Consider the following 19,931-nt stretch of genomic DNA (forward strand, 5'->3'; position numbering starts at 1 on the left):
AGGGGCGACGCATGAACGCGATCCGCACCACCTGCGCCTATTGCGGCGTCGGCTGCGGCATCCGCGCGACCGTGACCGGCGAGCGTAGCGTCCGCATCGAGGGTGACCCCGACCACCCCGCCAATCGCGGCAGGCTCTGCTCCAAGGGCACGCATTTGGGCGAGACGGTCGGCCTCGAAGGCCGCCTGCTCACCCCCATGATCGGCAAGCGTCGCGCCAGCTGGGACAAGGCGCTCGACCTCGTAGCGAAACGCTTCCGCGACACCATCGCCCAGCACGGCCCCGACAGCGTCGCCTTCTACGTCTCCGGCCAGTTGCTGACCGAGGACTATTATGTCGCCAACAAGCTGATGAAGGGCTTTATCGGCTCGGCCAATATCGACACCAATTCGCGCCTGTGCATGTCGAGCGCGGTCGCGGGTCACACCCGCGCGTTCGGCGAGGACGTGGTGCCCGCATCCTACGAAGACATCGACGCCGCCGACCTGATCGTGCTGGTCGGCAGCAACACCGCCTGGTGCCACCCCATCGTCTATCAGCGTATCCGCGCCCGGTGCGATGCGGGCGCCAAGCTGGTGGTGATCGACCCGCGCCGGACCGAGACGGCGGAAGAAGCCGACCTCCATCTGCCGCTGCGCCCCGGCAGCGACGTGGCGCTGATGAACGGCCTGCTCGCCTGGTGCCGTGAAGCGGACGCGCTCGACGCCGCTTTCCTCGCCGATCACCTGTCGGTTCCGGCCGATTTCTGGGAAGCGTCGGGCGAGGGCAGCGATCTTTGGTCGGTCGCCAGGACCTGCGACCTGTCGCCCGCCGACCTGCGGCGCTTCTACGAGCTGTTCGCCGCCACCCCGCGCACCGTCACGCTGTTCAGCCAGGGCGTGAACCAGTCGCTGACCGGCACCGATCAGGTCAATGCGATCCTGAACGTCCACCTCGCGACGGGGCGCATCGGCAAGCCCGGCGCGCAGCCCTTTTCGATCACCGGCCAGCCCAATGCGATGGGCGGGCGCGAGGTGGGCGGGTTGGCCTCGACGCTGGCCGCGCATATGGACTTCGCCCCCGACAACCGCGCCCGTGTCCAGCGTTTCTGGGCCGCGCCGACCATCGCCGAAAAGCCCGGTCTCAAGGCCGTCGACCTCTTCCGCGCGCTGGGCGAGGGGCGGATCAAGGCGCTGTGGGTGATGGCGACCAATCCCGCCGTGTCGATGCCCGATGCGGGCCGCGTGCGCGAGGCATTGGCCGCCTGTCCCTTCGTAGTGGTCAGCGACGTGATCGCCGACACCGATACCTCGGCTTATGCCCATGTCCGCCTGCCCGCCGCCGCCTGGGGTGAGAAGGACGGGACCGTCACCAATAGCGACCGCACGATCAGCCGCCAGCGCGCGCTATTCCCGCTGCCGGGCGAGGCCAGGCCCGACTGGTGGATCGTCAAGGAGGTCGGTCGCCGCATGGGGTGGAAGACCGCGTTCGCCTATGATCGCCCCGCCGAAATCTGGCGCGAGCATTGTCGGTTGTCGGCTTACGAGAATGACGGCGCGCGCCTGTTCGCGCTGCCCGGCCGGTCGAGCGCGGGCAATGGCGACTATGACGCGATGACGCCGTTCCGCTGGGGCGGCACGCCGTTCGCCGATGGCCGTTTCCCGACCGCCGATGGCCGCGCGCGACTGGTGACGGTCACGCAAAAGGCGATTTCCGGCCCGCTCGTCGCCTGGCCGCTGACGCTCAACACCGGGCGCTACCGCGACCAGTGGCACAGCATGACCCGCACCGGCCTGGCGCCCAAGCTCGCCCGTCACCGCGAGGAGCCTTTGGTGGAGGTGCATCCTGACGATGCCGCCGGGCTGGGCGTCACCGATGGCGGGCTGGCGCGAGTGGCGACGCCGCAGGGCGACAGCCTCTACCGCGTGCGCGTGACGCCTGCGCAGCGAAAGGGCGAAATCTTCACCCCGATCCACTGGACCGACCGCACGTCGAGCGGCGGTCGCACCGGCCTGCTGCCGCGTCCGCTGGTCGATCCCGTCTCGGGCCAGCCGGGCTTCAAGGAAACCCCGGCGCGACTGGCGGCGGTCGCGACGCGCTGGCGCGGTTTCCTGATCGTCGCGGGCGAGCCGGTGCGTACTCCCAAATGCCTCTGGGCGACGCGCGTCGCGGTTCCGGCGGGCAGCCTGTGGGAGCTGGCGGGCGATGGCGATCCGGTGAAGCTGGAGGCGAGCCTGCCCGCTGGCGAGCGGATCGAGGCGATCGACGCCGCGCGCGGCACGAGGCGGATCGCGATCCTGTCGGGTGGTCGGCTGGTCGCCGCGCTGTTCGTGACCGAGAGCGGCGAATTGCCGAGCCGCGACTGGCTGATCGGGCAACTGGCCGAGCCGGAGGCCGCGCCGACCCTGCTCGCCGGACGCGCGCCTGGGGTGCAGGCGGATCGCGGCGCGATCGTCTGCGCCTGTTTCGATATCGGGATGCGCACCATCGTCGCGGCGATCCGCGACCAGCGGCTGGCCGATGTCGCCGCGATCGGAGCCGCTTTGGGCGCGGGCACCAATTGCGGATCGTGCCGCCCCGCGCTCGCCCGCCTGCTCGCCGAGGAAACCAACCATGCCGCATGACGATTTTCCCGCCGGTTCGGTCTGGCTGGTCGGCGCAGGGCCGGGCGATCCCGACCTGCTGACCCGCAAGGCCGAGCGGTTGATCGCGGCGGCGGATGTGGTCTTCTACGACGCACTGGTCGGCCCCGCCATCCTCGACCTGATCGGCGCCCATGCCGAGCGGATCAGCGTCGGCAAGCGATCGGGCCGCCATTCCAAGGACCAGCGGACGATCGACGCGCTGATCGTCGCGGCGGCGCTGGCGGGAAAGCGTGTCGTCCGGCTGAAGGGCGGCGACCCGGCGATCTTCGGGCGCACGGCGGAGGAAGTCACCGCCTGCCGCGCGGCGGGCGTGCCGGTACGCATCTGTCCGGGCATCACCGCTGCCAGCGCGGCGGTCGCCTCGGCGGGGACCAGCCTGACCCTGCGCGGCGTGGCGCGCCGCCTGACCCTGGTGACGGCCCATGCGCAGGCGGGGGCGACGCTCGATCTCGACTGGACGGCACTGGCCGCATCCGATGCGACGCTCGCCATCTATATGGGCCGCGCCGCCGCCGCGACCGTCGCCCAGCAACTGGTCGCCGCTGGCCGTAGCCCCGACACGCCGGTGCTGGTCGTGGTCAACGCCTCGCTGCCCAATGAACGAATCATCCGGGGGCGGCTGTCCTCGCTGGCCTTTCTGGTCGAGGCGATCAGCGCGCACGATCCCGCCATGCTGATTGTCGGCGAAGCGGTCGAAGCCGACCCGGCCTTCGCACGCGCACAATGTACCCCGATACGGGCAGGAGTGACCGTCGCCTGACGAATAAAGAAAGGCTTGTCGGCTTTGTAAGGAAAGAAACGGGCACGCCTCGGCGCCCATGGCGGCGGGAGAGGCCAAGACTTCATCATCGCGCTGTCGCACGGTGATGTTGGTAGAAAGTCTTGGTTTTCCGCCACTCCCGAGGCTCGTAAGCCTGGGGAAAAATGGTGCCCAGAAGAGGACTCGAACCTCCACGACCTTGCGATCGCCAGCACCTGAAGCTGGTGCGTCTACCAATTCCGCCATCTGGGCACGGGGTAGGCCTGCGCCTTTAGGGTAGGGTTCGAATCCTTGTCAACGGCTTTTTTGCGAGGCAAAGGGGCGATGCACAAAAAATCTGGCGAATAGGGACGGTCATGACGAACAAGCTGGTGACGCTGATCGGCGGCGGGGGCTTTCTGGGCCGCTATGTCGCACGCGAACTGATGCGGGACGGTACGCGCGTCCGGGTGGCGCAGCGCGATCCGCGCCAGGCCTATTTCCTGCGCACGCAAGGAGGGCTGGGCCAGACGCAGTTCTTGGCCGTCGACATTGCCCGCCCCGAAACGGTCGCGCGTGCGGTCGAGGGCGCGGATGCGGTCGTCAATCTGGTCGGCGTGATGGGCCGCAATATGCAGGCCATCCATGTGGACGGTGCGCGGGCCGTGGCGGAAGCCGCTCGCAAGGCCGGGGCCGAAGCGCTGGTCCATGTCTCGGCGATCGGCGCGGACGCCAATGGCGCGGCGGCCTATGCCCGGTCCAAGGGGCAGGGCGAAGAGGCGGTGCGCGCGGCTTTCCCGAACGCCACCATCCTGCGCCCCTCGATCGTGTTCGGGCGCGAGGACCAGTTCGTGAATCGCTTCGCGGGCATGATGGCCTCACCGATCGTCCCGGTCCTGCGCGCGGGCGTGAAGTTCCAGCCGGTCTTTGCGGGCGATGTCGGTCAGGCGGTCGCCAACGCGCTGCGCGATCCCGAAGCGCATGGGGGCAAGACCTATGAGCTGGGCGGGCCGGACGTGCTGTCGATGGGCGAGTTGCTGCGCTGGATCGCGCAGGCGCTGGGTCGCAAGCCGAACTTCGTGGACGTGCCCGACTTTGCCGGGGCGCTGCTGGCCCGCCTGCCGGGCTCGCCGATCAGCTGGGACCAGTGGCTGATGCTGCAAAAGGATAATGTCGTCGCGGCCGGTGCGCCGGGCCTGGCCGCGCTGGGCGTCGAGGCCGCGCCGCTGGCGACCGTCGCGCCCGAATATCTGATCCGTTTCCGCAAGGCGGGTCGCTTCGGGCGCCGGGCGGAGACGCTGGCGGCCTGAACCGTCCCAACCTGACAGTCTTTATCATTTCGCTGACAGCCTCGTCGCCCTATGGCGGCGGGGCTGTTCTAGCATTTGGGGACTCGCGTGAACGATCTGATTGCCGCCATCATCCTCGGGATCGTCGAGGGTGTCACCGAATTCCTGCCGGTATCCTCCACCGGCCACCTGATCCTGGCGGGCGCGCTGCTCGGCTATGACGATGCGCGCTGGCAGATGTTCAACATCGTCATCCAGCTGGGGGCGATCCTGGCGGTGGTCGTCCTGTACTGGCGGACCTTCTGGACGGTCATGGTGGGGCTCGCCAAGCGTGATCCCGGCTCGATCCGTTTCGTGCGCAACCTGCTGATCGCCTTCATGCCCGCCGCCGTCATCGGCGTGCTGGCCAAGAAGCATATCGAGGCGCTGCTGCTCCAGCCCAAGGTCGTCGCGGTCGCGCTGATCGTCGGCGGCGTCGCGATCCTGGTGATCGAGCGGGTGGTGAAGCCCGGCACGACGCGCGGCATCGCGGCGGTCCCCGCCAAGACCGCGCTGGGCGTCGGCTTTCTCCAGTGCCTGGCGATGATCCCCGGCGTCAGCCGGTCGGGCGCGACGATCCTGGGCGCGCTGACCCTGGGTGTCGAGCGGCGCACGGCGGCCGAGTTCAGCTTCTTCCTCGCCATCCCCACCATGTTGGGTGCCAGCGTGGTCGAGACTGCGGGGCATCTGGACGCCATGCGCGCCGGGAACAGCGTCGGGCCGCTGGAGATCGCGATCGGCTTCGTCGTCGCCTTCATCGTCGCGCTGCTGGTGGTGCGCTGGTTCGTCGGCATTGTCGGCCGTCACGGCTTCGGTCCCTTTGCCTGGTATCGGATCGTCGCGGGCAGCATCGCGCTGGCGCTGCTGACCATGCATTGATGCCGGATCGGACCTTATTTATTGCGCATCGGTCGCAACAACCGGGTTGGATGCCATAAATCCCATTTTAGTTAGACAGCCATGCTGACCTATATGTCGATTTCGAGGTGACATAGGGTCGTTCGCGCAATATCCGCATCTTCGGAGGCGCATATGGCGAACGATTCTATGCTGAAGTTTGTAGGCCGCGATCAGGCCTATCCGGCCAAGCGGGCCGCAGAGGCCCGCGCGGAGGATTTCCGCGAAATCGCCGAACGCTATGCGCCCCCGGCGGCCGAGGACCAGGCCGGGCGCTGCTCGCAATGCGGCGTGCCCTATTGCTCGGTGCATTGCCCGCTGCACAATCATATTCCCGACTGGCTGCGCCTGACCGCGGAAGGTCGCCTGCGCGAAGCCTATGAGTTGTCGAACAGCACCTCGACCATGCCCGAGATCTGCGGCCGCATCTGCCCGCAGGACCGGCTGTGCGAGGGCAATTGCGTCATCGAGTTTTCGGGCCACGGCGCGGTCACGATCGGCTCGGTCGAAAAGTTCATCACGGACACCGCGTGGGAAGAGGGCTGGGTCGAGCCGCTGGTCCCCGGACCGGCGCGGGGCCAATCGGTCGCGGTGATCGGCGCGGGGCCTGCGGGCCTGACGGCGGCCGAATATCTGCGCGTGTCGGGCTATGACGTCCATGTCTATGACCGGCACGACCGGGCGGGGGGCTTGCTGACCTATGGCATTCCCGGCTTCAAGCTGGAAAAGCCCGTCGTCATGCGCCGGGTCGAGCGGCTGAAGGCGGGCGGCATCGTCTTCCACGAAGGCTTTGCGGTCGGCGAGGACGCCACGCTGGAGGACCTGCGCCGCCGCCATGATGCGGTGCTGATCGCGACCGGCGTGTACAAGGCGCGCAATGTCGAGGTGGAAGGCGCGGGTGCCAATGGCGTGATCGCCGCGCTCGACTATCTGACCGCCTCCAACCGCAAGAGCTTCGGCGACACGGTCGAGGCGTTCGAGAACGGGTCGCTGAACGCCGAGGGCAAGAATGTCGTCGTGATCGGCGGCGGCGATACCGCGATGGACTGCGTGCGCACCGCGATCCGCCAGGGCGCCAAGTCGGTGAAGTGCCTTTATCGCCGCGACCGGGCGAACATGCCGGGGTCGCAGCGCGAAGTGGCGAATGCCGAGGAGGAGGGCGCCGAGTTCGTCTGGCTCTCCGCGCCTTTGGGCTTCGAGGGCGGCGACACGGTGACGGGCGTGCGCGCCGCCAAGATGCGGCTGGGTGCGCCCGACGCCAGCGGACGGCGTGCGCCGGAGGCGGAGCCGGGTGCCGACCATCTGCTGGAGGCGGACATGGTCATCAAGGCGCTGGGCTTCGATGCGGAAGACCTGCCGAGCCTGTTCGGCACCGCCGAGCTGGGCGTCAGCCGCTGGGGCACGGTGCTGGTCGATGGCCGCACGCTGATGACCAGCCTGGACGGCGTGTTCGCCGCCGGGGACATCGTGCGCGGCGCGTCGCTGGTGGTGTGGGCGATCCGTGACGGGCGCGACGTGGCCAAGGCGATGCACCAGTGGTTGAAGGCGCGGGCCAAGACCGGCGCGCGTGAGAAGGTGGCCGCGTGATCCGCATGCTCGCCCCGCTGGCCCTGCTGCTGGCGGCGCCCGCCGTGGCGCAGACCGCGCCCGCCGCCGATGCGGGCGGGCGGATCGAGACGGCGCGGGCGCTGGTCGCCAAGCTCGACCTCGATCGGACGCTGGACTTCCAGTTTTCGGGGCTGATGCCGCTGGTGTCGGCCCAGATCGTGACCGCGATGCAGGCCGCGCCCGACATTCCCCAGGCCGTCAAGAACCGGCTGGCCACGCCGGAAGGGCGGCAGCAGGTCGGCGCGATCGCGACCGAGGAAATGCTGGCGGCCTTCCGCGCGCGCTATCCGGGCATCGCCGAAGTGGCGGCCGAGGAATATCGTCGGAACTTCTCCGAAGATGAGCTGAAGGCGATCATCGCCTTTTACGATTCGCCCACCGGCAAGCGTTTGCTGACCCTGCAACCGCAGTTGCAGCAGCGCCTGGCCGAGGCGGGCAAGGCGATGGGACGAGAGGCCGGCATGGCCGCCTTCCCCAAGATCCGCGCACGGGTCGAGGCGTTGGACGCGGGCAAGGCCAAGAAGTGATGCTGGCGGGCGGCCTCGGGGCGATGGCCTTGATGCTGGGCGGCACGGTGCAGACCGCGTCGGTGGCGCAGGCCGCCCCGCGCCCGGCGGCGCTGATGCTGGCGCGGCTGCTTTATCCCGAGACGCTGATCGTCAACGCGGCCCGCACCGATGTGATGGTGGCGCAGCTGCTGGCGAGCGATCCGGCGATGCAGGCCCGCGAGGACCGTCATCCCGGCATCGTCCACGCCATTGCCGAGGCGGTGCAGCCGCTGCGCGTCCGTTCGATGCGCGAGCGGATGCCGGTCCTCTGGCAGCGTCAGGCGGCAATTTACGGTGCGGCATTTACTGATGCCGAATTGGCGACGCTGAATCGCTTCTACGCCACGCCCGCCGGGCAGGCGCTGGTCGCGACGATGCAGAGCGGCACGGTGCCGCCGACGATGACGAACGAGTCCAGGCTGGTCGACAAGGTGCGGGTGCTGCGGCCCCGGACCGAGGAGACGGTCCTGACCTGGATCACGCAGGAACAGCCCTGGGAATGGGGCGAAACGAAAAAGGCCGTGGCGGGGGTGATGACCCGGTTCGGCGTGAGTGGAGAATGACGATGGACCAGCGCGAATATCTCGCCGAGCATGGCATGTACCGTCCCGAGTTCGAGGGCGATGCGTGCGGCGTCGGCATGGTCGCGGCCACCGATGGCCAGCCCTCGCGCCGGGTCGTCCAGTCGGCGATCGACGCGCTGAAGGCGGTGTGGCACCGCGGCGCGGTGGACGCCGACGGCAAGACCGGCGACGGCGCGGGGCTGCATGTCGACCTGCCGCACCGTTTCTTCGACGACGCCATCGCCGCGTCGGGGCACAAGGTTCTCCCCAACCGGCTCGCGGTCGGCATGATCTTCATGCCGCGCACCGACCTGGGCGCGCAGGAAACCTGCCGCACCATCGTCGAGAGCGTCATCATCGAGGCGGGCTACACCATCTATGGCTGGCGCCAGGTGCCGGTCGACGTGTCGGTCATCGGCATGAAGGCGCAGGCGACGCGGCCCGAGATCGAGCAGATCATGATCGCCGGGCCGATGCCCGACGAGGTGGATGCCGCCGAGTTCGAAAAGAACCTGTATCTGATCCGCCGCCGCATCGAAAAGCGGGTGATCGCGGCGCAGATCAGCGGCTTCTATATCTGTTCGCTGTCCTGCCGCTCGATCATCTACAAGGGGCTGTTCCTCGCCGAGAGCCTGTCGGTCTTCTATCCCGACCTGCAGGACCACCGGTTCGAGAGCCGCGTGGCGATCTTCCACCAGCGTTATTCGACCAACACCTTCCCGCAATGGTGGCTGGCGCAGCCCTTCCGCTGCCTGGCGCATAACGGCGAGATCAACACGATCCGCGGCAACAAGAACTGGATGCTCAGCCACGAGATCCGCATGGCCTCGATCGCGTTCGGCGACAATTCGGAGGATATCAAGCCGGTGATCCCGGCGGGTGCGTCCGATACCGCCGCGCTCGACGCGGTGTTCGAGGCGATCTGCCGCTCCGGCCGCGACGCGCCGACCGCCAAGCTGATGCTGGTGCCCGAGGCGTGGCAGAAGGACCTCGACGCGCCCAAGGCCCATGCCGACATGTACCAGTATCTCGCCTCGGTGATGGAGCCGTGGGACGGTCCCGCCGCCCTTGCGATGACCGACGGCCGCTGGGCGGTGGCGGGCATGGACCGCAATGCGCTGCGCCCGCTTCGCTATACGCTGACCGCCGATGGCCTGCTGATCGTCGGGTCGGAAAGCGGCATGGTCGTGGTGCCCGAAGCCACCGTGACCGCCAAGGGCCGCCTGGGGCCGGGTCAGATGATCGCCGTCGACCTTGCCGAGGGCAAGCTGTACGACGACCGCGCGATCAAGGACCAGATTTCGGGCGAGCAGGACTATGCCGCGATGATCGGCGAGTTCCTGACGATGGACCAGTTGCCCCAGCCTTCGGAGGAAGAGGCGCTGGTGCGGATGCCGCGCGGCGAAATGCTGCGCCGTCAGGTCGCGGCGGGCCAGACCATGGAGGATATGGAGCTGATCCTGTCGCCCATGGCCGAGGGTGGCAAGGAAGCCATCGGTTCGATGGGGGACGACACGCCGTTGGCGGTCATCTCCGACAAGCCGCGCCTGATCAGCCAGTTCTTCCGCCAGAATTTCAGCCAGGTGACCAACCCGCCGATCGACTCGCTTCGCGAACGCTATGTGATGTCGCTCAAGACGCGGTTCGGCAATCTCGCCAACATCCTCGACACCGAGGATCGGCGCGAGCGCGTGCTGGTCCTGCCGTCCCCGGTCCTGACCGGCGCGGACTGGCACCGACTGAAGGCGCATTTCGGTCGCTCGGCGGCCGAGATCGACTGCACCTTCGAGGCAGACGGCGGTCCCGACCGGCTGCGCGCCGCGATCCAGCGTATCCGCAACCAGGCCGAACAGGCAGTGCGTGAAGGCCGCTCCGAGCTGTTCCTGACCGACGAGCATGTCTCCGAGGGCCGGGTCGCGATCGCGGGCGTGCTGGCGGCGGCGGCGGTGCATACGCATCTCGTCCGCCGGGGCCTGCGCAGCTATGCGTCGATCAACGTGCGCTCGGCCGAATGCCTCGACACCCATTATTATGCGGTGCTGATCGGCGTCGGTGCGACCACGGTGAACGCCTATCTGGCCGAAGCCGCGATCGTCGACCGTCATGGCCGTGGCCTGTTCGGCGACCTGACCATCGAACAATGCCTGACCAACCACCGCACCGCGATCGAGGACGGGCTGCTCAAGATCATGGCCAAGATGGGGATCGCGGTGATCTCCAGCTATCGCGGCGGCTATAATTTCGAGGCGGTGGGCCTTAGCCGTGCGCTGGTCAACGACCTGTTCCCCGGCATGCCCGCCAAGATTTCGGGCGAGGGCTATAACTCGCTCCATTACTCGGCGATGGTCCGTCACGAAGCGGCCTGGGACCAGCATGTCGCGACGCTGCCGATCGGCGGCTTTTATCGCCAGCGCGACGGCGGCGAGACCCATGCCTATTCGGCGCAGCTGATGCACCTGTTGCAGACGGCGGTCGCGACCGACAGTTACTCGACGTACCTGCAATTCGCGCGTGGCGTCGGCGACCTGCCGCCGGTCTATTTGCGCGACCTGCTCCAGTTCAACTTCCCGAACGAGGGTGTGCCGGTCGATCAGGTCGAGGCGATCACCGAAATCCGCAAGCGCTTCGTCACACCGGGCATGTCGCTGGGGGCTCTCTCGCCCGAAGCGCATGAGACGCTGGCGATCGCGATGAACCGGATCGGCGCGAAGGCCGTGTCGGGCGAGGGCGGCGAGGACAAGCTGCGCTATCAGCCCTATGACAATGGCGACAACGCCAACTCGACGATCAAGCAGATCGCGAGCGGCCGCTTCGGCGTGACGGCGGAATATCTGAACGCCTGCGACGAGATCGAGATCAAGGTGGCGCAGGGTGCCAAGCCCGGCGAGGGCGGGCAGCTGCCCGGTTTCAAGGTGACCGAGTTCATCGCCAAGCTGCGTCATGCGACGCCCGGCGTGACGCTGATCTCGCCGCCGCCGCACCACGACATCTACTCGATCGAGGATCTCGCGCAGCTCATCTATGACTGCAAGCAGATCAACCCGCGGGCGCGCGTCTGCGTGAAGCTGGTGTCGTCCGCTGGCATCGGCACCGTCGCGGCGGGCGTGGCCAAGGCGCATGCCGACGTCATCCTGGTGTCGGGCCATGTCGGCGGCACGGGCGCGTCGCCCCAGACCTCGATCAAGTACGCCGGGACCCCGTGGGAAATGGGCCTGTCGGAGGTCAACCAGACGCTGACCCTGAACGGCCTGCGCGGGCGTATCCGCCTGCGTGCCGATGGTGGCCTGAAGACCGGGCGCGACATCGTGATCGCGGCGATCCTGGGGGCCGAAGAGTTCGGCATCGGCACGTTGTCGCTGGTCGCGATGGGCTGCATCATGGTGCGCCAGTGCCATAGCAACACCTGCCCGGTCGGCGTCTGCGTGCAGGATGAGCGGCTTCGCGCCAAGTTCACCGGCACACCGGAAAAGGTCATCAACCTGATGACATTCATCGCCGAGGAAGTCCGCGACATCCTGGCGCGGCTGGGTGTCCGCTCGCTGGACGAGGTGATCGGGCGGACCGAGCTGCTCCGCCAGGTTAGCCGCGGGGCCGAGCATCTCGACGATCTCGACCTCAACCCGGTGCTGGCCAAGGTCGATGCGAGTGATGCCGAGCGGCGGTTCAGCCTGTCGACCTTCCGCAACGAAGTGCCCGACAGCCTGGATGCGCAGATCATCAAGGACGCCGCCGCTGTCTTCTCGCGCGGCGAGAAGATGCAGCTGACCTATTCGGTGCGCAACACGCACCGCGCGGTCGGCACCCGCCTGTCGAGCGAGATCACGCGCAAGTTCGGCATGAGCAAGCTGGCCGACGGGCATGTCACCGTGCGTCTGCGAGGGAGCGCGGGCCAGTCGCTCGGCGCGTTCCTGTGCAAGGGCATCACGCTGGAAGTGTTCGGCGACGCCAACGACTATGTCGGCAAGGGTCTGTCGGGCGGCACCATCATCGTGCGGCCCGCGGTCAGCTCGCCGCTGGCCAGCCAGAAGAACACGATCATCGGCAACACCGTGCTGTATGGCGCGACCTCGGGCCGTCTGTTCGCGGCGGGCCAGGCGGGCGAGCGTTTCGCGGTCCGCAACTCGGGCGCGGTCGTGGTGGTCGAGGGCTGCGGCGCGAATGGCTGCGAATATATGACCGGCGGCATCGCGGTGGTGCTGGGCGAGGTCGGCGCGAATTTCGGTGCTGGCATGACCGGCGGCATGGCCTTCATCTACGACCCCGAAGAGCGCTTCGCGCGCCGCGCCAACCCCGAGAATATCGTGTGGCAGCGCCTCGCCTCGGCGCATTGGGAAGGCGTGTTGCATGGCCTGGTCGAGGAACATGCGGCACGCACCGACAGCAAATGGTCGAAGGGCCTGCTGGAGGACTGGGACCGGGTGGCCGGGCATTTCTGGCAGGTGTGTCCGAAGGAAATGCTGACCCGACTGGCGCATCCGCTCGACGACAGCGTCGAGGCGGTCGCGGCGGAGTAAGATGGCGGAGGGGTGTCATCGCGGGCGGTGATACCCCTCCGTCAGCCCTTCGGGCTGCCACCTCCCCTTGCAGGGGAGGAATGACATTATTTCCACCACCCGTTCAGCCTGAGCGAAGTCGAAGGCCACGTCCGAACCTTTCCCAGGATTCCGGGACATGGCTCCCCTTGGCCTTCGACTTCGCTCAGGCTGAACGGGGCGGGGTCTTCCCAACCATGACATCCTCGGCTCCCCCGTTAACCCAGATTACGGAACCGTTGCGTCGCCGTGACGGTTACGCCGCGATGAAAAAGGGGACAGCAGCATGACCATCGATCGCCACAAGATCGAACGCGGGGGATTCATCCTGTTCCTCGCGCTGATCACCATCGGCCTGATCGCGGTCATCTCGGGCTTTCTGGCGGCGCTGCTCTGGGCGGCGCTGGCCGCGATCCTGTTCCGGTCGCTGTTCCAGTGGCTGCTGACCAAGACCGGCGGTCGGCGCAACCTGGCCGCCGGGCTGACCATGCTCATCATCACCTTTGCGGTGGTGGTGCCGACCTTGCTGATCGGCAGCATGGTCGTCGATCAGGCCTCGGGCGTGTATCTGAAGGTGCGCAACGGCCAGATCGATTTCGCGCAATATTTCCAGCAGGTGCGCGACGCCTTGCCCCTGCGTTTGCGGCAGGCGATGGACAATTGGGGCATCGGCAGTGTCGAGGGGCTGCAACAGCGTATCTCACGCACGCTGAGCAGCAGCGTCAGCCAGATCGCGTCCCAGGCGCTGTCGATCGGACGCAACGCCTTTGCCTTCGCGCTGGCCTTTGGCGTGGGGCTGTATGTCGCCTTCTTCCTGATCCGCGACGGCGAGCGGCTGGGGCCGGGCTTCGTCCGTGCGCTACCGCTCGACCAGGGCGTGGCGAAGCGGCTGGTCGATACCTTCGTCGCGGTGGTTCGCGCGACGATCAAGGGCTCGGTCATCGTCGGGCTTGTGCAGGGCGCGCTGGGGGCGGTCACCTTCTGGATCGTCGGGGTGCCCGCCGCGCTGTTGTGGGGTGTGCTGATGGCGATCGCGGCGCTGCTGCCCGCCATCGGCCCTGCGATCATCTGGGGACCTGTCGCGATCTATCTGCTCGCGACCGGCGCGATCTGGCAGGGGGCGGTGGTCGTCGCCTCGGGCGTGCTGGTCATTGGCCTTGCCGACAATATCCTGCGGCCCATCCTGGTCGGGCGCGACACGGGGCTGCCCGACTGGATCGTGTTGCTGACGACGCTGGGCGGCATCGACCTGCTGGGGCTGAGCGGCATCGTCGTCGGTCCGGTCGTCGCCGCGCTCTTCCTGGCGGGCTGGCGCATCCTGAGCGAGGAACGCGGCGTCGCCCCGCCCGAGGGCCAAGCCGCGTAGGGATGCTGGCCCATATCGGCCCGACCCCGACCCAAAGCCGATTTGCGCTGCACCATCGCGCTGCCTATGGTCCGTGGCCAAGGGCTGACCGGCCGGGGGGACCGGCCGGATGATGGGGTAGCGTGATGCGACTGCGATTGGGGGCCTGGAACATGACGGCCGGGTTCGCCTGCGCGTTGGCCGGGTGCAGCGGCGGCGGCGATGTTGCGCGCCAGGCCGGGGCCAGCGGCGCCTCGATCGAAATGCCGGTCCCTGCGCCCTCGCCCGGAAAGACGACGGCCCAGCCCGATACTCTGCCCGGCGCGGTTGCGGAGAGAGGCCGTGTGACGACCATCGGCTTTCCGCAGGGGGGGCGGGCCTGGCCAGCGATGCGAAGGCGACGCTCGACCGGCTGGCGGCCGATCCGGCGGTGCGCAGCGGCAATCTGATCCTGCGCGGCCATTCGGACAGCGAGGGCGATGACGAGGCCAATCGCATCATGTCGCGCAAACGGGCCGAGGCGGTGCGCGATTATCTGGTGCGCAAGGGCCTGGATCGGAGCCGGATGCGGGTGATCGCACTGGGCGAAACCCGCCCCGTCGCCCCCAACGCCAAACCCGACGGCAGCGACGACAGCGAGGGCCGCGCGCGCAACCGCCGGGTCGAGATCGAACTCGAGCACGGCGGCTGATCGCCGCAGTGCCGACGATTGCCGACCCGACGGTCGGATCGTAAGGCCGGGTCATGGCCAAGGGTGATCGACTGGCGCGACTCGACGCGCATCGCGAAGATAGGGAAGGCGAGTATCGCGAGGCGCTGGTCGCCGCGCTGCGGACCACGGCAGCGGGCAAATGGGGGCTGTTCGACCATCGCAAGGACCGGGTGGCGCGCGCGGCGGTGGCACCGGTCGTGGCGCATCTGACCGAGATGGGCGGGGAGATCGACAAAGCCCGGGAGCAGCTGGGCCTGCCGCCCTTCGCGCTTCATGCGGCGTTTCTGGCCTCGCGCGGTCCAGTCGGGCCGGAGGCGGTAGGGGAGCCCAAACAGGCCCAGGCGTGGCTCGATCGCCTGGCGGCGGAGGGGTAAATGTCGTTCCTCCCCGGTACGCGGAGGGGGACCATCCGAAGGATGGTGGAGGGGAAGTGCCACCTAGAGTCGAAAGCGATCAGCATTGCACGGTTTTAGCCCCTCCCCTGAAGGGGAGGGGTGAGCAGAGTTAATCGTTTTCGACTCTAGGGCTGATCAACATTCATTTGTTTCCTCCCCTGGAAGGGGAGGTGGCAGGCCGCAGGCCTGACGGAGGGGCGTCCCGGTCTGAGAGATCGGTCAGACATCGCAAGCGTTGATACCCCTCCACCATGCTGCGTATGGTCCCCCTCCCCTTGCAGGGGAGGAATTGAGGGGGGACCGAATGTCGATCCGGCCTAGGTCGACCTGTGTGGAAGCCCCCCTCCGTCAGGGCTTCGCCCTGCCACCTCCCCGTACCGGGGAGGAATAGGCTTTACGCCGCCTGCAATGCCTCCATCGCTACCGCCGCGATGTCGTCGCCAAGCTGATCGACCCGCGCGGGATCGGCGTCCCAGGCGAACATGAACCGCGCGCCGCCGCCGATGAAGGTGTAGAAACGCCATCCCCGCGCGCGCAAGGCGTCGAGCACCGCGGGCGGGGCGCTGAGGAAGACGGCGTTCGCCTCGACCGGGAACATCGGCGCGATGCCGGGCAGCCCCGCGACCCGCGCCGCCAGCCTTTGCGCGCAGGCATTGGCATGCGCGGCATTGGTCAGCCATGCGCCGGTATCGAGCATCCCGATCCAGGGCGCGGCGAGGTAGCGCATCTTTGACGCCAGCTGCCCCGCCTGTTTGCAGCGATAGTCGAAATCCTCGGCCAGCACGGGGTCGAAGAACAGGATCGCCTCGCCGACCGCCATGCCATTCTTGGTGCCGCCGAAGCACAGGACATCGACGCCTGCGCGCCACGTCATGTCGGCGGGCGAGCAGCCCAGCGCCGCGCAGGCATTGGCGAAGCGCGCCCCGTCCATGTGCAGCCGCAGCCCCAGCTCGCGGCACACCGCCGACAGCGCATGGATTTCGGCCAGCGTATAGACCTGGCCCGTCTCGGTCGGCTGGGTGATCGTCACCGCGCGCGGTTTCGGAAAGTGGATGTCCGACCGGCCGGTGGCGAGCGCGCGCACCGCGTCGGGGGTCAGCTTGCCGTCCTCGGTCTGCGCGACCAGCAGCTTCGATCCGTTGGAGAAGAATTCGGGCGCGCCGCACTCGTCGGTCTCGACATGCGCGGAGGCCGAGCAGATGACGCTGTGATAGCTCTGGCAGAGCGCCGCCAGCGCCAGCGAATTGGCCGCCGTGCCGTTGAAGGCGAAGAAGACCTCGCACTTGGTCTGGAACAGCGTGCGGAACGCATCGGCGGCGCGGTCGGTATAGGGGTCCTCGCCATAGGCGGGGACATAGCCCTGGTTGGCCTCGGCCATCGCGGCCCAGGCTTCGGGACAGATGCCCGCATAATTGTCACTGGCAAATTGCTGGGGGGCAGAATGTTGGGGAACCACCGCGCTCATCACAAATCCTTCGTGCCTATGACGAGTCGGATGAGGAAAGTGGCGGTTCGTCCCGTTGTTGCCGGTTCGGCCACATCCCTCTCCATCCGGAAAGGCACCACCTTGCCGGGAGGCAGGTTGGTGCCGGGCTATGGCCCGACTCTTGATGCTGGCGCGGGCTTTAGCGGCGGGCGGCCCGGTCCGCAAGAGCGCCGGCCCGCGCGTCCGCCATCTTTCGACCCTCAAACCATTGCGTATCGCGCCCGAAAGGTGGAAGCGTAAACGTTATGAACATCAGGACCTCGCGCCGCGGTAGCAGCGCTCCCACGATCAGCGATGTCGCGCGCGCCGCCGGTGTGTCGCTGATGACCGTCTCGCGCGTCATCAACAACGAGGCCAATGTCCGCCCCGCCACCCGCGAAAAGGTGGAGGCCGCGATCGCGCAGCTCAATTATGCGCCCAACCCGGCGGCGCGCAGCCTGGCGGGCGCGGCGCAGATCCGCATCGGCATGCTCTACAGCAATCCCAGCCAGGGGTTCCTCAGCGAATTCCTGCTGGGCACGCTGGACCAGGCGTCGCGGCTCGACGTGCAGATGGTCGTGGAGAAATGCGAGATCGGTGACCATGAGGTCGAGGTCGCGGGCCACCTGATCGCGGGCGGGATCGATGGCGTGATCCTGCCGCCGCCCCTGTGCGAGGCGGAAGCCGTGCTCTCCCTGCTGCGCAAGGCGCGGGTGCCCGCCGTGGTCGTGGCGACCGGCGTCGCGCCACAGGAAATGCCCGAATCGGCGATGGCGGTGCAGATCGACGACCGCGCGGCAGCCGAGGAAATGACCCGCCATGTCATGACCTTGGGCCATCGCCGGATCGGCTTTATCTGCGGCAACCCCAATCTGACCGCCAGCGCGCGCCGTTACGAGGGGTTCCGCGCCGCGCTGGAGGCGATGGGCGTGCCGTTCGACGAGGATCTGGTCGCGCCGGGCCTCTATACCTATCGCTCGGGGCTGGACGCGGCCGAGCGGCTGCTCGACCTGGCCGAGCCGCCGACCGCGATCCTGGCGTCGAACGACGACATGGCGGCGGCGACCGTGGCGGTGGCGCATCGCCGCGGCCTCGACGTGCCGAGCGACCTGACCGTCTGCGGCTTCGACGACACCACGCTGTCGACGACGATCTGGCCGGAGCTGACCACCATTCACCAGCCGATCGCCGACATGGCGCGCGCGGCGGTGGAAATGATGGCCACCGTCATCCGCCAGAAAAACGCCGAACCACCCGCGCATCGCATGCTGGATTACAGCCTGATCCGCCGCCAGTCGGACGCCGCGCCGCGCCGCAGGCCACGCGGGATATAGGGGCGAATCGACATTCATGCTCCCCTTTCTTCCCTCTCCCCTGGACAGGGGAGAGGGTTAGCGAAGCTTGCCAGCGTGCTGGCTAGCGGAGCTTGGGTGAGGGGTTGAGCGAGCCTTCGGCTCGCGCGCGCTGTGCGCGCCACCCCTCACCCAGCTCCGACTAAGCCTTTGCTTTCGCAAAGACCAAGTCTGCGCAACCCTCTCCCCTCTACGAGGGGCGAGGGTAAGAGAGTTTGCTCCCGGAACCGGGCGTCGCTCTGCGGCGAAGTGGGACGAACCACGCGCACAGGTGCTTGACGGCGCGATGTTTTAAGATAGCGTTACCATCATGGCTGGCCATATATTGTGCCGGTGACAGGACATTGTCGTGCGGATAGGCCAAGACGCCACGCACGGATCAGGAGAGGGCCGGAAGTGACCGACACAAGGGGATTGGACGCCGCGCGCGTCAATCATGGATTCATCGCCGCGATCGTCGTTGTCGCGACCATCGGCGGTTTCATGTTCGGCTATGACTCAGGCGTCATCAATGGCACCCAGAAGGGGCTGGAGGCCGCATTCGACCTCGGCCGCCTGGGCGTCGGCGTCAATGTCGGCGCGATCCTGGTCGGATCGGCGATCGGTGCGTTCGGCGCAGGGAGGCTGGCCGATGCGATCGGCCGCCGCAACGTCATGATGCTGGCCGCCGGTCTCTTCCTGGTCAGCGCGTTGCTGGCGGGGGCCGCCGGCAGCTCGGCGATCTTCATCTTCGCGCGCATCATCGGCGGTTTGGGCGTCGGCGCGGCCAGCGTCATCTCGCCGGTCTATATCTCCGAAGTCACTCCGGCCGCGATTCGGGGCCGGTTGTCGAGCGTGCAGCAGGTGATGATCATCACCGGCCTGACCGGCGCGTTCGTCGCGAACTTCGCACTGGCCCGTTACGCCGGTGGCTCGACCGCCGAATTCTGGCTGGGCTTCCCCGCCTGGCGCTGGATGTTCTGGCTTCAGGCGATCCCGGCGGCGGTCTATTTCGCCGCGCTGTCGATCATCCCGGAAAGCCCGCGCTTCCTGGTCGCCAAGGGCCGCGATGCCGAGGCGCATACGGTCCTGACCAAGCTGTTCGGCGAGGCCGAGGCAACCCGCAAGGTGGCCGAGATCCGAGGCTCGCTGGCCGCCGACCAGCACAAGCCCAAGCTGTCCGACCTGGTCGACAAGACGACCGGCAAGATCCGCCCGATCCTGTGGGCGGGCATCGGCCTGGCCGTATTCCAGCAGCTGGTCGGCATCAACGTCGTCTTCTATTATGGCGCGACCTTGTGGGAAGCGGTCGGCTTTTCGGAGGATTATGCGCTCCAGACCAACATCCTGTCGGGCGTGCTGTCGATCGCGGCCTGCCTGTTCACCATTGCGACCGTCGACAAGATCGGCCGTAAGCCGCTGTTGCTGATCGGTTCGGCGGGCATGGCAGTGACGCTGGCGATCGTCGCTTATGCCTTTTCGACCGCCGTCACCGGCACCAATGGCGCGGTGTCGCTGCCCGGCAATAACGGCGTGATCGCGCTGGTCGCGGCGAACCTCTACGTCATCTTCTTCAACGCCAGCTGGGGTCCGGTGATGTGGGTCATGCTGGGCGAGATGTTCCCGAACCAGATTCGCGGGTCCGGCCTGGCCGTCTCGGGCTTTGCCCAGTGGATCGCCAATGCCGCCATCTCGGTCAGCTTCCCCGCGCTCGCCGTGTCGCCGGGCCTGAGCGTGACCTATTTCGGTTATGCCTTCTTCGCGGCGGTGTCGTTCTTCTTCGTCCGCGCCATGGTCAATGAGACGCGTGGTCGCGAGCTGGAAGACATGGCGGGCTGATCACC

The 19,931-nt window shown here is 67.6% G+C and carries 15 protein-coding genes, 1 tRNA gene and 1 riboswitch; of the genes, 13 read left to right on the forward strand and 3 right to left on the reverse strand.

Going from position 1 to position 19,931, the window contains the following annotated elements:
- The first annotated feature begins 11 nt into the window (after window positions 1-11).
- Both BSZ14_RS06280 and cobA read left to right on the forward strand, forming a co-directional pair.
- Entirely contained in the window at window positions 12-2,603 is a 2,592-nt protein-coding gene (locus BSZ14_RS06280; RefSeq protein WP_076710273.1) for a nitrate reductase, read from the forward strand.
- Window positions 2,593-3,384, forward strand: a complete 792-nt coding sequence (cobA, locus tag BSZ14_RS06285) for a uroporphyrinogen-III C-methyltransferase (protein ID WP_076710274.1) — start codon at window positions 2,593-2,595, stop codon at window positions 3,382-3,384. Before BSZ14_RS06280 ends, cobA begins: the two co-directional genes overlap by 11 nt.
- A 165-nt stretch (window positions 3,385-3,549) precedes the next feature.
- On the opposite strand, the gene BSZ14_RS06290 is transcribed toward cobA, so the two are convergent.
- A tRNA-Leu gene (locus BSZ14_RS06290) sits at window positions 3,550-3,636 on the reverse strand.
- A gap of 104 nt (window positions 3,637-3,740) precedes the next feature.
- Between BSZ14_RS06290 and BSZ14_RS06295 the strand changes: the two genes are divergently transcribed.
- From BSZ14_RS06295 to BSZ14_RS06325, 7 genes are all read left to right on the forward strand, one after another.
- Complete coding sequence (locus BSZ14_RS06295) at window positions 3,741-4,673, forward strand: complex I NDUFA9 subunit family protein (RefSeq protein WP_076710275.1); 933 nt, start codon at window positions 3,741-3,743, stop codon at window positions 4,671-4,673.
- 87 nt (window positions 4,674-4,760) lie between these two features.
- On the forward strand, window positions 4,761-5,570 hold the full coding sequence (locus tag BSZ14_RS06300) for an undecaprenyl-diphosphate phosphatase (protein ID WP_076710276.1): 810 nt from the start codon (window positions 4,761-4,763) through the stop codon (window positions 5,568-5,570).
- A gap of 153 nt (window positions 5,571-5,723) precedes the next feature.
- The gene (locus BSZ14_RS06305) at window positions 5,724-7,175 is read left to right on the forward strand and encodes an NAD(P)-dependent oxidoreductase (RefSeq protein ID WP_076710277.1); all 1,452 of its coding nucleotides are present in this window, start codon (window positions 5,724-5,726) and stop codon (window positions 7,173-7,175) included.
- A 5-nt stretch (window positions 7,176-7,180) separates the two neighbouring features.
- On the forward strand, window positions 7,181-7,723 hold the full coding sequence (locus BSZ14_RS06310) for a DUF2059 domain-containing protein (RefSeq protein ID WP_076710278.1): 543 nt from the start codon (window positions 7,181-7,183) through the stop codon (window positions 7,721-7,723).
- Window positions 7,723-8,307 carry a DUF2059 domain-containing protein gene (locus BSZ14_RS06315; RefSeq protein WP_076710279.1) on the forward strand — a complete coding sequence of 195 codons (585 nt, stop codon included), beginning with the start codon at window positions 7,723-7,725 and terminating at the stop codon, window positions 8,305-8,307. Before BSZ14_RS06310 ends, BSZ14_RS06315 begins: the two co-directional genes overlap by 1 nt.
- Window positions 8,304-12,821 carry a glutamate synthase large subunit gene (gltB, locus tag BSZ14_RS06320; RefSeq protein WP_089413593.1) on the forward strand — a complete coding sequence of 1,506 codons (4,518 nt, stop codon included), beginning with the start codon at window positions 8,304-8,306 and terminating at the stop codon, window positions 12,819-12,821. Before BSZ14_RS06315 ends, gltB begins: the two co-directional genes overlap by 4 nt.
- 304 nt (window positions 12,822-13,125) lie before the next feature.
- Window positions 13,126-14,205, forward strand: a complete 1,080-nt coding sequence (locus BSZ14_RS06325; protein WP_076710281.1) for an AI-2E family transporter — start codon at window positions 13,126-13,128, stop codon at window positions 14,203-14,205.
- Between the two features lie 64 nt (window positions 14,206-14,269).
- Here BSZ14_RS06325 and BSZ14_RS20020 read toward each other — a convergent pair whose 3' ends face one another.
- The gene (locus BSZ14_RS20020) at window positions 14,270-14,647 is read right to left on the reverse strand and encodes a hypothetical protein (RefSeq protein ID WP_241823664.1); all 378 of its coding nucleotides are present in this window, start codon (window positions 14,645-14,647) and stop codon (window positions 14,270-14,272) included.
- Here BSZ14_RS20020 and BSZ14_RS20025 point away from each other — a divergent pair.
- Together BSZ14_RS20025 and BSZ14_RS06335 are read left to right on the forward strand one after the other, a co-directional pair.
- Entirely contained in the window at window positions 14,615-14,875 is a 261-nt protein-coding gene (locus BSZ14_RS20025; protein ID WP_241823665.1) for an OmpA family protein, read from the forward strand. The genes BSZ14_RS20020 and BSZ14_RS20025 overlap by 33 nt on opposite strands.
- A gap of 53 nt (window positions 14,876-14,928) precedes the next feature.
- Window positions 14,929-15,270, forward strand: coding sequence for a hypothetical protein (locus BSZ14_RS06335; protein ID WP_076710283.1), 342 nt, complete (start codon window positions 14,929-14,931; stop codon window positions 15,268-15,270).
- 415 nt (window positions 15,271-15,685) lie between these two features.
- Here the strand turns inward: BSZ14_RS06335 and BSZ14_RS06340 are convergent, their stop codons facing one another.
- The gene (locus tag BSZ14_RS06340; RefSeq protein WP_076710284.1) at window positions 15,686-16,756 is read right to left on the reverse strand and encodes a threonine aldolase family protein; all 1,071 of its coding nucleotides are present in this window, start codon (window positions 16,754-16,756) and stop codon (window positions 15,686-15,688) included.
- A 44-nt stretch (window positions 16,757-16,800) separates the two neighbouring features.
- Window positions 16,801-16,910, reverse strand: a riboswitch (SAM-I-IV-variant riboswitch).
- Window positions 16,911-17,022: 112 nt separating this feature from the next.
- On the opposite strand from BSZ14_RS06340, the gene BSZ14_RS06345 reads away from it, so the two are divergent.
- Window positions 17,023-18,090: a LacI family DNA-binding transcriptional regulator gene (locus BSZ14_RS06345; RefSeq protein WP_042487504.1), complete on the forward strand. Its 1,068-nt coding sequence runs from the start codon at window positions 17,023-17,025 to the stop codon at window positions 18,088-18,090.
- Window positions 18,091-18,504: 414 nt separating this feature from the next.
- Window positions 18,505-19,926 (forward strand): sugar porter family MFS transporter, encoded by a 1,422-nt coding sequence (locus BSZ14_RS06350; protein ID WP_042487501.1) that lies wholly within the window; start codon window positions 18,505-18,507, stop codon window positions 19,924-19,926.
- Window positions 19,927-19,931 lie beyond the last annotated feature (5 nt).

Origin of the sequence: Sphingomonas sp. Sph1(2015), from assembly GCF_001970915.1 — a bacterium.
Lineage (GTDB): Bacteria > Pseudomonadota > Alphaproteobacteria > Sphingomonadales > Sphingomonadaceae > Sphingomonas > Sphingomonas parapaucimobilis.

Excerpts from the sequence above, each read along its gene's own strand:
- BSZ14_RS06280 (WP_076710273.1), top strand. The coding sequence starts at position 12 with ATGAACGCGATCCGCACCACCTGCGCCTATTGCGGCGTCGGCTGCGGC.
- cobA (WP_076710274.1), top strand. The coding sequence starts at position 2,593 with ATGCCGCATGACGATTTTCCCGCCGGTTCGGTCTGGCTGGTCGGCGCA.
- BSZ14_RS06295 (WP_076710275.1), top strand. The coding sequence starts at position 3,741 with ATGACGAACAAGCTGGTGACGCTGATCGGCGGCGGGGGCTTTCTGGGC.
- BSZ14_RS06305 (WP_076710277.1), top strand. The coding sequence starts at position 5,724 with ATGGCGAACGATTCTATGCTGAAGTTTGTAGGCCGCGATCAGGCCTAT.
- BSZ14_RS06310 (WP_076710278.1), top strand. The coding sequence starts at position 7,181 with ATGCTCGCCCCGCTGGCCCTGCTGCTGGCGGCGCCCGCCGTGGCGCAG.
- BSZ14_RS06315 (WP_076710279.1), top strand. The coding sequence starts at position 7,723 with ATGCTGGCGGGCGGCCTCGGGGCGATGGCCTTGATGCTGGGCGGCACG.
- gltB (WP_089413593.1), top strand. The coding sequence starts at position 8,304 with ATGACGATGGACCAGCGCGAATATCTCGCCGAGCATGGCATGTACCGT.
- BSZ14_RS06325 (WP_076710281.1), top strand. The coding sequence starts at position 13,126 with ATGACCATCGATCGCCACAAGATCGAACGCGGGGGATTCATCCTGTTC.
- BSZ14_RS20020 (WP_241823664.1), bottom strand. The coding sequence starts at position 14,647 with ATGGCCGCGCAGGATCAGATTGCCGCTGCGCACCGCCGGATCGGCCGC.
- BSZ14_RS06335 (WP_076710283.1), top strand. The coding sequence starts at position 14,929 with ATGGCCAAGGGTGATCGACTGGCGCGACTCGACGCGCATCGCGAAGAT.
- BSZ14_RS06340 (WP_076710284.1), bottom strand. The coding sequence starts at position 16,756 with ATGAGCGCGGTGGTTCCCCAACATTCTGCCCCCCAGCAATTTGCCAGT.
- BSZ14_RS06345 (WP_042487504.1), top strand. The coding sequence starts at position 17,023 with ATGAACATCAGGACCTCGCGCCGCGGTAGCAGCGCTCCCACGATCAGC.